The organism is Caballeronia sp. (genome assembly GCF_049581465.1).
Lineage (GTDB): Bacteria > Pseudomonadota > Gammaproteobacteria > Burkholderiales > Burkholderiaceae > Caballeronia.
In genome coordinates this window covers 1-13,945 of record NZ_JBAUSA010000915.1, presented here as the reverse complement: position 1 = coordinate 13,945, position 13,945 = coordinate 1, and the positions used below count along the sequence as shown (strand labels likewise).

11 protein-coding genes and 1 tRNA gene are annotated in these 13,945 nt (G+C 59.2%); 6 read left to right on the top strand and 6 right to left on the bottom strand.

Features of this window, described 5'->3' with window-relative positions:
* The first annotated feature begins 68 nt into the window (after window positions 1-68).
* A complete protein-coding gene (locus WCA53_RS22550) occupies window positions 69-2,243 on the top strand; it encodes a malate synthase G (protein WP_423915735.1) in 2,175 nt (724 codons plus the stop codon).
* 194 nt (window positions 2,244-2,437) lie between these two features.
* Complete coding sequence (locus WCA53_RS22545; protein WP_423915733.1) at window positions 2,438-3,676, top strand: hypothetical protein; 1,239 nt, start codon at window positions 2,438-2,440, stop codon at window positions 3,674-3,676.
* Between the two features lie 22 nt (window positions 3,677-3,698).
* On the opposite strand, the gene WCA53_RS22540 is transcribed toward WCA53_RS22545, so the two are convergent.
* The 6 genes from WCA53_RS22540 to acs all read right to left on the bottom strand — a co-directional run bounded on the left by WCA53_RS22540 (window position 3,699) and on the right by acs (window position 9,542).
* Window positions 3,699-3,992: a HigA family addiction module antitoxin gene (locus WCA53_RS22540; protein ID WP_423915730.1), complete on the bottom strand. Its 294-nt coding sequence runs from the start codon at window positions 3,990-3,992 to the stop codon at window positions 3,699-3,701.
* A gap of 65 nt (window positions 3,993-4,057) precedes the next feature.
* Window positions 4,058-4,687: a flagellar biosynthesis sigma factor gene (locus tag WCA53_RS22535; protein ID WP_423915727.1), complete on the bottom strand. Its 630-nt coding sequence runs from the start codon at window positions 4,685-4,687 to the stop codon at window positions 4,058-4,060.
* 189 nt (window positions 4,688-4,876) lie between these two features.
* Window positions 4,877-4,966, bottom strand: a tRNA-Ser gene (locus WCA53_RS22530).
* 58 nt (window positions 4,967-5,024) lie between these two features.
* On the bottom strand, window positions 5,025-7,043 hold the full coding sequence (locus WCA53_RS22525) for a sodium:solute symporter family protein (RefSeq protein ID WP_423915725.1): 2,019 nt from the start codon (window positions 7,041-7,043) through the stop codon (window positions 5,025-5,027).
* A 10-nt stretch (window positions 7,044-7,053) separates the two neighbouring features.
* Window positions 7,054-7,377: a DUF4212 domain-containing protein gene (locus WCA53_RS22520; RefSeq protein WP_423915723.1), complete on the bottom strand. Its 324-nt coding sequence runs from the start codon at window positions 7,375-7,377 to the stop codon at window positions 7,054-7,056.
* 182 nt (window positions 7,378-7,559) lie between these two features.
* Window positions 7,560-9,542 (bottom strand): acetate--CoA ligase, encoded by a 1,983-nt coding sequence (gene acs / locus WCA53_RS22515; RefSeq protein WP_423915721.1) that lies wholly within the window; start codon window positions 9,540-9,542, stop codon window positions 7,560-7,562.
* A 383-nt stretch (window positions 9,543-9,925) separates the two neighbouring features.
* Here acs and WCA53_RS22510 point away from each other — a divergent pair, with 383 nt between their 5' ends.
* The 4 genes from WCA53_RS22510 to WCA53_RS22495 form a co-directional block, all read left to right on the top strand.
* The gene (locus WCA53_RS22510; protein ID WP_423915718.1) at window positions 9,926-10,846 is read left to right on the top strand and encodes a DMT family transporter; all 921 of its coding nucleotides are present in this window, start codon (window positions 9,926-9,928) and stop codon (window positions 10,844-10,846) included.
* Between the two features lie 300 nt (window positions 10,847-11,146).
* Complete coding sequence (locus WCA53_RS22505) at window positions 11,147-12,682, top strand: fumarate hydratase (RefSeq protein ID WP_423915715.1); 1,536 nt, start codon at window positions 11,147-11,149, stop codon at window positions 12,680-12,682.
* A gap of 227 nt (window positions 12,683-12,909) precedes the next feature.
* Window positions 12,910-13,386 (top strand): bacterioferritin, encoded by a 477-nt coding sequence (gene bfr / locus WCA53_RS22500; protein WP_423915713.1) that lies wholly within the window; start codon window positions 12,910-12,912, stop codon window positions 13,384-13,386.
* A gap of 13 nt (window positions 13,387-13,399) precedes the next feature.
* On the top strand, window positions 13,400-13,945 hold a 546-nt coding region (locus tag WCA53_RS22495; RefSeq protein ID WP_423915711.1), incomplete at its 3' end, for an aspartate/glutamate racemase family protein.

Below are 13,945 nucleotides of genomic sequence, written 5' to 3'. Positions count from 1 at the left end.
TTGCAAGTCAGGGCCGATCGAGGTCGAGCCACTGGCAGCACAGAATTCAAACCGAGTTGGAGTCACCCATGAATCAAATGATCAAGCGCAACGGGTTGCAGGTCGCAGCCACGCTCAGCCAGTTTGTCGATGAAGAAGCGCTCGCCGGCACGGGAATCGCGAGCGATGCGTTCTGGCAAGGTTTCGATGCCTTAGTGCACGATCTCGCCCCCAAGAACCGTGCGCTGCTCGCCGAACGTGATCGGCTGCAAGTCGAACTGGACGGATGGCACAAGGCCAATCCCGGCCCCGTGCGCGATTTGCAGGCATACCGTGAATTCCTGGAAAGCATCGGGTATATCGTGCCGGCGAGCGCGTCCGTGAACGCGACCACGCAAAACGTGGATACCGAGATCGCCGAGCAAGCCGGCCCGCAACTCGTCGTGCCGCTGTCAAACCTGCGCTATGCGCTAAACGCCGCGAATGCGCGCTGGGGCAGCCTCTACGACGCCCTCTACGGCACCGACGCCATTCCCGAAACCGATGGCGCGCAAAAAGCCGCGCAGTTCAATCCAGTACGGGGCGCGCGGGTCATCGCACGCGCCCGCGCCTTTCTCGACGAATCCGCGCCGCTTGCCAGCGGCTCGCACGCCGACGCCACGAAATACGCCGTTGAAGGCAGCCAGCTGGTCGTATCGATGAAAACCGGCTCGACGGCGCTCAAGCATCCGGAGCAATTCATCGGTTTCCAGGGCGATGCCGCCGCCCCTTCCGGCGTGCTTCTCAAGCATCACGGCCTGCATTTCGAGATCCAGATCGACGCGACCAATAACATCGGCAAGATCGATGGCGCGCACGTCAAGGACGTGCTCATGGAGGCGGCTGTTTCCACGATCATCGATTGCGAGGATTCGGTCGCCGCCGTCGATGCCGCCGATAAAGTCCACCTGTACCGCAACTGGATGGGCCTGATGAAGGGCGATCTGGCGGAGAGCGTGACCAAGGGCGGCAAGACCTTTACGCGACGCATGAACGCTGATCGTGAGTACACCGCGCCTGACGGGTCGACCGTGAAGCTGCACGGCCGCTCGCTCTTGTTCATCCGCAATGTCGGCCATCTGATGACGAATCCGGCCATCGTCGACCGCGACGGGCATGAGATTCCCGAGGGCATTCTCGACGCCGTCATGACGTCGCTCGGCGCGCTGCACGACCGGCAGAACAAGCTGAATTCACGCACGGGTTCCATTTATATCGTGAAGCCGAAGATGCACGGACCCGCCGAAGTCGCGTTCGCGAGCGAGCTTTTCGGCCGCGTGGAGGACTTGCTGAATCTGCCGCGCGACACCATCAAGATGGGCATCATGGACGAGGAACGGCGCACGAGCGTCAACCTCCAGGCGTGCATCGATGCGGCTTCGTCACGGGTCGCGTTCATCAATACGGGTTTCCTGGATCGCACGGGCGATGAGATGCACAGCGCGATGGAAGCCGGTCCGATGTTCCGCAAGGGCGATATGAAGTCATCGGCGTGGATCACGGCGTATGAACGCAATAACGTGCTTGCCGGGCTGAGTTCCGGGCTGCGGGGACGGGCGCAGATTGGCAAGGGCATGTGGGCGATGCCCGACCTCATGCACGCGATGCTCGAACAGAAGATCAATCATCCGAAGGCCGGGGCGAACACGGCGTGGGTTCCATCGCCGACTGCCGCCACACTGCACGCGCTGCATTACCACCTGGTCGACGTACAGGCGGTCCAGAAGGAACTGGAGAAGACGAGTTACGCAAGCGCGCGCGATGAATTGCTCGATGGACTGCTGAGCATTCCGGTCGTCGAAAAGGCGCAGTGGAGTGACGCGGAAATTCGCCAGGAAATCGAGAACAATGCGCAGGGCATCCTGGGCTATGTGGTGCGCTGGGTCGACCAGGGCGTGGGCTGTTCGAAAGTGCCGGACATCCACGACATCGGCTTGATGGAAGATCGCGCTACGCTGCGAATTTCAAGCCAGCATATTGCCAACTGGCTGCATCATGGGGTGGTATCGAAGGAATTGGTGTCGGAGACGTTCGAGCGGATGGCTGCGGTTGTGGACAAGCAGAACGCCGGTGATCCGTTGTATCTGCCGATGGCCGGGCACTTTGAAACGTCGCTCGCTTTCAAGGCGGCGAAGGCGCTGGTGTTCGAGGGGCGCGCGCAGCCTAGTGGGTATACAGAGCCGCTGTTGCATAAGTTCAGGCTGGAGATCAAGCAGCGCGGCTAAAGGTTGGGAAGTTGATGGGGGTCGCAGTCGTTGTAGAGAGACGATTGCGATTCCTCTTCAGGTAGGGGTCGTGATGGGGACGGCGTTCGACAACTGATCACCATATATATTTTGATGTTGTAGCGCTTCCGGTGTGGCTTTGACTAAATACTGTGACCTGAAAATATAATTCAAGCTGGTTTCAGGGGATAAAAATGAATATAAGAATTGCCTGGAGGGTTGCTTTACTCTGGATGATTCCATTTTCATTCTTACTTTGCTCAAATTCCAGCGCTACCCCGCCGGATTGGGCCAAGACCGCATGGATTGAACCTCAAGATTCCGCAATGGCTGTTACAAGCCCGGACGAGTACGCGTGGCGATTATTTATCGCTTTGAATTGGCCCGCGGTGCCGGGAAAACGCGATGCGGATCTAACAAAGAACTTTGGAGATTCAGGGCGGACGGTTTGGGAATCGTGGAAGCTTGTATCTGGTGGGCCTGAAAAAAGCGACGTGTATCGAAAGGGAGGGAGCGCTCCGACGAATTGGGACGCACCATTGGACCCCTATTGCGATGCCTTCGCCAGGGATGCATTCCCACTGCAAACGTTATTGTTTCACACGAAAGGGGTACAACCAGATTTCGATACCGGCCCGACGAACTTGGGTACGGATGAAGTCAGAATGAACTCAACAACGTTGAGTTTTATAGAAGCGAACAATCTATATAACGTTGAAGGACAAGAAGCGCTTTACGCTTCCGGGACGCGATCCATTACTTTTCCGGCCAACGCCAAGGAAATTAAGGCGCAGTGGCGAGAAATATCACCTGCCGATGCTAGTCGATACCACTCGTGCTCGTTCGGTGGAAAGGTTTATGGTCTGACGGCTTTGCATATTCTTACCAAAGATTTGCCGAACTGGTTTTGGGCGACTTTTGAACACATCGATAACAAGAAGCCAGAAAATCAAACCAAAACTGGCTATGGACCATGGCTCCTACCATCCAAAGATCGCTTTGCTTGTAAGTCAGCACCGTTCAATTGCGAAGACTATCCAAAAGAAATCGGACTCGAGGGAACAAAGTGGCAGTACTACAGACTGCGAGGCACGCAAACCGAATTCATCGACTCGTTTGGTGCGCCGATCAGGCTAGGGAATTCGCAGATTGAAACGAGTTTTCAAACTACCTCGTCTTGCATGACGTGTCATGCGAAGGCATCGATTGGGAAACGGATTCAAAGTTCGAAAGGTGCGAATCGGTTGAATATTTTTGAGGATATTTTCTCGTCAAACGATAACGTGATCGCCTCGACTGGCCCGGTTGGTATTCCGAATCCGGCTGATTTCGGTGCGGATGGTGACGTCGCCGGTAAGTCGCAATTTGTGGTTACCTACACTCAGCTTGATTTCGTGTGGTCTTTGCTGCGGGCGCAGAGGCGTGCGCCGTGAGCGGGTTTCGATCACCATCGGGTCAAGGCCACATCTGCAAGCGCTTCTGGACATGCAACGAGTCCCGTTTCTGATCAACCTGCAAAAGGTCGAACGCGGCCTGATGAGCAAGCCAAGATTCTGCACTCTTGCCGAACGCAATCTCAAGCCGCAGTGGCATTTCCGGGCTGATGGCGGCGCGGCCGTTGACGATTTCCGACAAGGTCTTGCGGGCGATGTCGAGGCCGTCGCCAGCGTTCGTTATCGACAGTTCCGGCGGTTCAAGCCAGAGTTCGGAAAGAATTTGGCCGGGGTGCGGCGGGTTATGCATACGCATGGTATTCCTCAAGCATGGCACATGCCGCGCAGTAAATTCGGTCAATAGACCGCCTAAGCGCTGCATCAACTAGCGGGTTGGTCCGTCATCAAGGGCGGCCCGCTTAACTGTAGAGCTATTAGATATCGTTCGTCGTTTGGTCGACTCTCGTGTTTCAAGCGACGAATGTCGAGAGAGACCTGATATTTGTTGCCAGCCAGCCAGAAAGTCTGTGGGTCGGCTCCTGTACGTATGTTGGCGCGCATGGTTGGCGTATCCGCGATGGGCGGATGGTCAGCAGTGAGAATGGGCCGCCAGTGTGCGCGCCGAAGTTGGTCTTGTAACTTGACGACTATCGACATCGCGTCTTCGAGCGGTAGTGTCTCCAACTGCGGCGATAGGGTGAGTTGCGTGACCTTGCCGTCTTGATCCGCGTAGAGGCTCAAGAGCTTGGCAGTCGGGGTCACAAACCCGTATTGCGGATCGCTAAACCGTAGGACCGCTGGCCGTCGCACATACAGGTTAATCGTGTTGTCGCTGGTGAGGGCCGGTAGCGTCGAGCGGGATTGCTCGCGTACTTGTTGATACGATTCTCCGATCGTCAACACAACTTCATCGGCCGGCCCCGCTTTCACATACATTCCCCACATAGCGGCCAATCCAAGAATTAGACCGGCAGCCCACCATCGCAATTTGTTAGTTCGCGTTTTCGTCATCGTCCGCTACCTCCTGCAACGACGTTTGGCATCAAGTCAGCTAGCGGCCCGTGCGTCAGATAACGTCCGGCAACTTTGTTGTCGTCAAAGACATAATGACTTTGCGCCCGATGATGGGCTCCCTGTTGGCCCAAAAAACAGAAACCCCCGTAAGCTCTTGAACTTACGGGGGTTTTTTCATTCGGTTCATGGCGGAGAGACGGGGATTCGAACCCCGGTTAGGTTTGACCCTAAACACGCTTTCCAGGCGTGCGACTTAAACCGCTCATCCATCTCTCCGGCAAGTCGCGGATTATAGCAAACTCGCGGCGACGCGCCAGCCCCTTGTTGCAGAAGGTCACGGATGGCGAATGTAGTCGACCAGCGCACGCGTATAGGCGTCCGGTGGTCGATCGAACAAACTCACCACAATCGCCACCACAAACCCTGCCGGCACCGCAAACACGCCCGAACTGATCGGCTCGATACCGAACCACATCGCTCCGCTGAACCCCGTGAGCTGCGTGAAATACGGATACGTCGTCAAAATATAATAGATGCACACGGCGAGCCCCGCCAGCATCCCCGCCACAGCGCCAAGCTGCGTCGTCCGCTTCCAGAACACCCCCAACACGAGCACAGGAAACAGGCTCGACGCCGCCAGCGAAAACGCCGCGCCCACCAGGAACAAAATATTCCCGGTGTTCAGCGAAGCCACATAAGACGCTAACAGCGCCACCCCCAGCAACAATATCTTCGATATCGTCACCCGCCGCTGACTCGTCGCCGTCTTGTCGACCATGCAGTAATAAACATCGTGCGAAAGTGCGTTCGCGATGGTCAGCAGCAATCCATCGGCAGTAGACAGCGCGGCGGCGAGCGCGCCCGCCGCGATCAATCCCGACATCACATACGGTAGCCCCGCAATCTCCGGCGCGGCCAGCACGACCATGTCCGGCTGCATCTGAATGCCTGACCAACGCACGATGCCGTCACCATTCACGTCGCTGATCCGAATCAGATAGGGCTCGACCTTGCGCCATTGCATGACCCATTGCGGCAGATCCGCAAACTTGTGCCCGACAATTCCCGTCAACATCTCGTACTTGATCAGCACCGCGAGCACCGGCACGGTCACATAAAACAACGCGACAAAAAACAGCGTCCAGCCGACCGAACGCCGTGCGGAAGACACCGATGTCGTCGTGTTATACCGCGTGAGAATGTGCGGCAGGCTCGCCGTTCCCACCGATAAGCACAGCAGCAGCGCCAAGAAATTCCGTCGATGCAACTGGCTGCTCTCCTGACCGGAAGAGGGAAACGCTTCGGCCATCGGCACCGGGGCGGCTGCCCGCTCGAGCATGTCATCGCGTGCGCGGGTCCAGCGAAGCCGGGCATCGGCGGGATCCTTCGGGAAAGACGCCAGCACGTGCTCGCGTTCACCAATATCGCGCAACGGCCCGTTATGGCGCCGCAGTTCCTCGACCTCGTTCAAAAGCCGCGCCCGCTCGCTGTGAAACGACGCGGGTAGCGTATCGAGTTCCACCTGGATCTGTTGCGCCTGACGACGGTAATCGTCACGGACCTTCGCTTCATCCGGCGACTTCGCGACGGCACGTTCCAGCACTTCCACGCGTGCAAGCAAGCGCCCGTACGAAAGCTGCGGCAACCAGCCGAGCCCTTCGCGATGCGCAATCATCGAAACGGGAATCAGCATTGCGCTGATCAAAATGATGTACTGCGCGACCTGCGTCCAGGTCACCGCGCGCATGCCGCCTAAAAACGAGCACACGAGGATACCGGCGAGACCGCAAAATATCCCGATCGCGAAATCGATGCCGATAAAGCGCGACGCAATCAGCCCGATGCCCTGGATCTGCGCGACGAGATAAACAAACGAACACAGGATGGCCGCGAACGCCGCGATACCGCGCACGAGGTTGCTCGAGAAGCGCGTGCCGAGGAAATCGGGGATCGTATAGCGCGCGAGCTTGCGCACGTAAGGCGCGAGCAGGAATGCCACAAGGCAGTAGCCGCCGGTCCATCCCATTACGTAGGCAAGGCCGTCGTAACCGCTCGCATAGATCGACCCGGCGAGTCCGATAAACGATGCCGCCGATAACCAGTCGGCCGCCGTCGCCATGCCGTTGAACGCCGACGGCACGCGCCGCCCGGCGACGTAATACTCCACGAGATCGGACGTCCGCGAAAGCAAGCCGATCACGGCGTACACGGCGATCGGCACGAACAGGAACACGTAGCCGACCCATGTACCGGGGCCGGTCACGAGCTCGATTCGCCACATCACGAAGATGAAAAAGAACAGGCCCAGCGTGTACAGCGCATAGGCCCAGATCAGGCGATGGGTGAGCTTCATCGGCGGCCGTTCAAGGGGTGCGGCCAAGCGCGCGTTGCAGTCGGGCATCGGCGAGTTGCATCAGCACGATATACACGACGATCAACGCGACATAGACCACGATCGCACCTTGCGCACCGAAGTAAAACGGCAACGGAAAGCCCGCGAAACGCACATTTTCCAGGCGCGTCGCCATAAGCGGCAAACCGAACGACACACCAAATCCCACGACCATCAGCACTGCGATCAACGCAAGATTGACTCGCCAGTAAAGTCGATGCGCGCGCGCCATCGCCTCGGTCACCGGGGGCGGTTCGGGTGGAATGGAATTGAGCGAAGGTTGAGGCGCGGCCATGTGCAGTTTTTAACCGATGAACGCAACCGCGGCAATCGGGATCGACCACACGCACGACTCGCAACAAAGTAAAACGGCTCCCTGGAAGGGAGCCGTTTTGCGGTTGAGGGCTAGGCGCCGGCCCTCGGCTAATGCAGGTACAGGTACAAACACGCGCCCGCTACGCCATTGCTAAACCAACCTTAGATCGCCTCGCCAAGCTGATCGAGGATCGCGGGATTTTCCAGCGTCGACACGTCCTGCGTAATTTCCTCGCCCTTGGCCAACGACCGCAGCAAACGCCGCATGATCTTGCCCGATCGCGTTTTCGGCAGGTTCTCGCCAAAACGGATGTCCTTCGGCTTGGCGATTGGCCCGATCTCCTTCGCTACCCACGCGCGCAGTTCGTTCGCGATCTTCTTGCCCTCTTCACCTTCCGGCCGCGGACCCTTCAGCACGACGAACGCAACGACGGCCTCGCCGGTTGTGTCGTCGGGACGTCCGACCACGGCTGCTTCCGCGACGATCGGATTCGATACCAACGCTGACTCGATCTCCATGGTCCCGAGCCGGTGACCGGAGACGTTCAACACGTCGTCGATACGACCCATGATCGTGAAGTAGCCAGTGTCCTTGTCACGCACGGTGCCGTCGCCGGCGAGGTACAGATTGCCGCCGAGTTCCTCGGGGAAATAGCTCTTCTTGAAGCGGTCCGGGTCACCCCAGACCGTGCGCAGCATCGCCGGCCACGGGCGCTTGATGACCAGGATGCCGCCCTGCCCGTTCGGCACGTCCTGACCGGTTTCATCGACGACCGCCGCCATGATGCCGGGCAACGGCAGCGTGCATGAACCCGGCACGGTGGGCGTGGCGCCTGGCATCGGCGCAATCATGTGGCCGCCAGTTTCGGTCTGCCACCAGGTATCGACAATCGGACAACGGCCGCCGCCCACGTTCTCGTGATACCACATCCACGCTTCAGGATTGATCGGCTCGCCGACCGTGCCGAGAATGCGCAGCGTCGATAAATCGAAGCTCTTCGGATGCACCTTCACGTCGGCTTCAGCCAGCTTGATGAGCGAGCGGATGGCGGTGGGCGCCGTGTAGAACAACGTGACCTTGTGCCGGGCGACCATTTCCCAGAAGCGCCCCGCGTGCGGATAAGTGGGCACGCCTTCGAAGATCACCTGGGTCGCGCCGATCGCGGTCGGACCATACGCAATATAACTATGTCCCGTGATCCAGCCGATGTCGGCCGTACACCAGAAAATGTCATCGGGCCGGCAGTCAAAGGTCCACTTCATGGTCTGCGCCGCCCACAGCAAGAAGCCACCTGTGCTGTGCTGCACGCCCTTCGGCTTGCCCGTGGAACCCGACGTGTACAGGATGAACAACGGATGCTCGGCGCTGACCCATTCCGGTTCGCACGTATCGGCTTCGTGCTCGACCAGTTCGTCCATCCACCGGTCGCGGCCTTCGTGCCATGCCGTTTTGCCGCCGGTGCGCCGATACACGATCACGCTCGTCACGGCCTCGCAGCCGCCGGCCGCGATGGCTTCATCGGCGATGCTCTTCAACGGCAACGCTTTGCCGCCGCGCATTTGTTCGTCGGAGGTAATGAGCGCGACTGCGCCCACATCCACCAGCCGTTCGTTCAGCGACTTCGACGAGAACCCGCCGAACACGACCGAGTGCGTGGCGCCAATTCTTGCGCAGGCCTGCATCGCGACGACGCCCTCGACGGACATCGGCATGTAGATCACCACGCGATCGCCCTTCTTCACGCCGCGTTTCTTCAACGCGTTGGCGAAACGGCACACGCGTTGCAGCAAATCCTCGTACGTGACGTTGGCGACCGTGCCATCGTCCGCTTCGAAGATGATCGCGATTTTCGAGCCATGACCGGCTTCCACATGCCGGTCGATGCAGTTATACGACGCGTTGATCTCACCGTCCTCGAACCACTTGTAGAACGGCGGATTGGATTCATCGAGCACGGTCGTGAACGGCTTGTGCCAGCTCAGCGTTTCGCGCGCCAGTCGCGCCCAGAAGCCTTCGTAATCGCGTTCGGCTTCGGCGGTCAACGCGTTATACGCGTCCATGCCGGAAATCGCGGCACCTTTCATCGCTTCCTTCGAAGGCGGGAAAACGCGGTGTTCCTGGAGTACGGATTCAATCGCAGACATCGACAACCCCTTTGATGGTGAACCTGAAAACCGCAGCGCCGGGATCTTGTCCCGTCGCCGTATTTAGTGTGCCGGCGTGGACGGAAACGGCGCATGGTCGTTTCCGTGTCTCCTGCCTTTACCGCGAGATGCGGCGCCACGCTGCGCGCGAGCTGCATCCGCTGACATGTTGCGAAGATAAGCCGCGCGCCTTACCTGCTTCTTACGCACATCGTTCTAGCCGCACGGGGTATACACGTACGTCATCGTGCGCCCAGGGTATCCGTCGCACCGCCGGCCTGACTCAAAACAATGAGCCTAGGTGCATGCCTTATACAATAATCGGCTTCGTCGTGCTTCTTGCGCTACATCATGTTAACTGAACTCGCCGTTTGGAACCCAGCTTGAATCGTTACGCGCTCTATCTCATTGCGGCCATGCTGCTGGTCGGCACCAATGTAGGCGTCGGCAAGTCGATCGTCGCCTTCGTCCCCGTCTCGCTGTTCGCGCTGCTGCGCTTCGTCATCGCGATGGCGGTCCTCTGGCCGCTGCTGCGCCCGGCCAAGATCCGCCGGGTCAAGTCGGGCGAATGGATCAACCTGTTCCTGCAGGCGTTTTTCGGGACTTTCATGTTCACGCTGCTGATGCTAAACGGCGTACAGAGAACCAGCGCAGTCGCGGCCGGTGTCATCACGAGCACGATACCGGCGGTCGTCGCGCTGTTCTCGTGGCTCTTCCTCAAGGAGCGGCCGAACGGGCGGGCACTGGCGTCCATCGCACTGGCGATCGTGGGCGTCGTCGTGATCAACGTCGCGAATGGAACCAGCGGAATGAGCGGCGGCCCGGGCGTGGCGCATGCCGACACGTCCATGCTCGGCAACCTGATGGTGCTGGGCGCCGTGTGCTGCGAGTCGCTTTACGTGATCCTCTCGCGACGCCTCACCCAGACGCTTCCGGCCATCGACATTTGCGCTTATACGCATTTCTTCGGGCTGTTGCTGATGTTGCCGCTGGGGTTCTCGAGTCTTCTCCACTTCGACTATGGCACCGTCAGCTTGAGCGTCTGGAGCCTCGTGCTGTGGTACGGGATGTCAGCAAGCATCTTCTCGTTCTGGCTGTGGATGAAAGGCATCCGCCATGTCGACGGCAGTCTCGCCGGCGTGTTCTCCGGCTTGCTGCCGATCGCCGCAGCGCTGTACGGCATCGTGTTCCTCGGCGAGCGGCCGACAATCGCGCACGGCATCGCGCTCGCCTGCGTGATCGCAGGGATCGTGCTGGCCAGCATGCGAACGAAGAATGCGCCGCCGTTCATGTCGCAGTCGTAGGAAGACGCCGTGGCGAAGGCGCGAGGCGCACTGGAGGCGTCCGAGGGTTGACCCCGACGGTGGTGCGTCGTCGCGCTACAATAATGCGCTTTCTCAAAAACGCCTGAATCCGGCGTCTTTTGCGTACCGACTCGTTGATTTCCATGACCCGGCGCCGTCCATGTCCGTCCCTGCAAATGCCTCCAGCACGCATCTCGCGCGCCGTCCGACGCAGACAGAATCCGTCGCCTTCGCGCGCGGTTGAGCGTTGCCCTTTCTAACAAAACGCCGATAAAACTCCCGTCCCCAAGAGTTCAAGCCATGACCATCATCAAGCAGGAAGACCTGATCCAGAGCATCGCGGATTCGTTGCAGCACATCAGCTATTACCATCCGCTCGACTACATCACCGCCCTCGGCCGTGCCTACGAGCTTGAAGAAAGCCCCGCCGCGAAGGACGCGATTGCACAGATCCTGACCAACAGCCGCATGTGCGCCGAAGGGCACCGACCGATTTGCCAGGACACGGGCATCGTCACCGTGTTCGTGAAAGTGGGCATGGACGTGCGTTGGGCGAACGGCTCGGGTCCAGCGACCATGGGCGTCACCGACATGATCAACGAAGGCGTGCGCCGTGGTTATCTGAACCCGGACAACGTGCTGCGCGCATCGATCGTGAGCCCGCCGGAAGGCGGTCGCAAGAATACGAAGGACAATACGCCTGCCGTGATCCACTACGAGATCGTCCCCGGCGATAAAGTCGATATCCAGATCGCGGCGAAAGGCGGCGGCTCGGAGAACAAGTCGAAGTTCGCGATGCTCAATCCGTCGGATTCGATCGTCGACTGGGTGTTGAAAACCGTCCCCACCATGGGTGCGGGCTGGTGCCCGCCGGGCATGCTCGGGATCGGTATCGGCGGCACGGCGGAAAAAGCGATGCTCATGGCGAAGGAATCGCTGATGGATTCCATCGATATTCAAGACGTCATCGCGCGCGGACCGCAAGACTGGATCGAAGAACTGCGCGTCGAGCTGCACGAGAAAGTGAACGCGCTGGGTATCGGTGCGCAGGGTCTCGGCGGCCTCGCCACCGTGCTCGACGTCAAGATCATGTCGGCGCCGACGCACGCGGCATCGAAGCCGATCGCGATCATCCCGAACTGCGCGGCCACCCGTCACGCCCATTTCACGCTCGATGGCACCGGCGTCGCGAAGCTCGACGTACCTTCACTGGACGCCTGGCCGAAAGTCGAATGGGTCGCGAACACCGAGACGAGCCAGCGCGTGGACCTGAACACGCTGACGAAGGAACAGGTTGCTGCGTGGAAGCCCGGCCAGACGCTGCTGCTGTCCGGCAAGATGCTCACGGGCCGGGACGCCGCGCACAAGCGCATTGCCGACATGCTCGGCAAAGGCGAAAAGCTGCCCGTCGATTTCACCAATCGTGTGATCTATTATGTCGGCCCGGTCGATCCGGTTCGCGATGAAGTGGTGGGCCCCGCCGGTCCGACCACCGCCACGCGCATGGACAAGTTCACCGACATGATGTTGTCGCAGACCGGGTTGATCTCGATGATCGGCAAGGCCGAGCGCGGCCCCGGTGCTATCGAGGCAATCAAGAAGCACAAGGCGGCGTACATGATGGCGGTGGGTGGCGCGGCTTATCTGGTGTCGAAGGCCATTCGCGGCGCGAAGGTAGTCGCGTTCGAAGACCTCGGCATGGAAGCCATTTACGAGTTCGACGTGCAGGATATGCCGGTCACGGTGGCCGTCGATTCGACCGGCACATCCGTGCACCAGACCGGGCCGAAAGAGTGGCAGGCGAAGATCGGCAAGATTCCAGTCGCGACAGTCTGATTTAGGTTTTTTGCTAACTTGACCGCAAGCCGGGCTGCGCGCCCGGCCTATGCATTTTCGGACGAATCGTAGCGATTCTTATCGTGATTCTCATTTCGCGAGTACGAAAAACCGAAACATCGCAGATCACCAGCAAAAACTTCTCTCTCTGCTACTTGGCTTTTTAAACTCCAGCAGTTATGTTTAAGAAAGCCAAACGATAACAACGGTCCACACAAGGAATCACCATGCAAGGCGACGTAAAAGCTCTGGAATACCTGAACCAGCAACTGAAGAACGAGTTGACTGCCATCAATCAGTATTTCCTCCACGCGCGGATGTACAAGCATTGGGGCCTGGAGAAGCTCGGCAAGCATGAGTACGACGAGTCGATCGGCGAGATGAAGCATGCCGACTGGCTGATCAATCGCATCTTCATGCTCGACGGCTTGCCCAACCTGCAAGACCTGCATAAGCTGCTGATCGGCGAAGAGACGCTCGAAATCCTTCAGTGCGACCTGAAGCTTGAACAAATTTCGCAGAGTACGTGCAAGGAAGCCATCGCGTATTGCGAGTCTGTCAGCGATTTCATCTCGCGTGAAATTTTCGTGAAGATTCTCGACGATACGGAAGAGCATATCGACTGGCTGGAAACGCAGATCGATTTGGTCGACAAGGTCGGCATCCAGAATTATCAGCAGACCATGATGGGCGGAGCCGAGTAACGCGTTCGCCGTAATGCAGTCTTCTCTTCAGACGCTCATTCCGACGCCCGTTTTGACGCCCGATAAGCGCGCGCCGGTCGGAATTTTCGATTCCGGCCTCGGCGGCTTGTCTGTGTTGCGCGCGGTGCGCGCCGCCCTGCCTGATGAGCGGCTGGTCTACGTCGCCGATTCGCTGTATGCGCCGTACGGCGAGCGGGACGACGATTTTATCGCCGACCGGACACTGGCAATCGGCGAATGGCTGGTTTCTCGTGGCGTGAAAGCGCTCGTGGTCGCATGCAATACGGCGACCGCGCAATCCATCGCGCTAGCCCGCGAACGCTTGCCGATTCCCGTGGTCGGCGTGGAGCCGGGCATCAAGCCGGCAGCGCTGCTGTCGCAATCGCGCGTGGTGGGCGTGCTCGCCACGGCCGTGACTTTGCGTAGCGCGCGGTTCCAGGCGCTGATCGACCGGCATGCGGGCGATTGCCGTTTCATGCTGCAACCGGGTCATGGTCTGGTTCAAGCGGTGGAGCGCTGCGATACGCATTCCCCCGAAGTGATCGCGCTGCTTACGCAC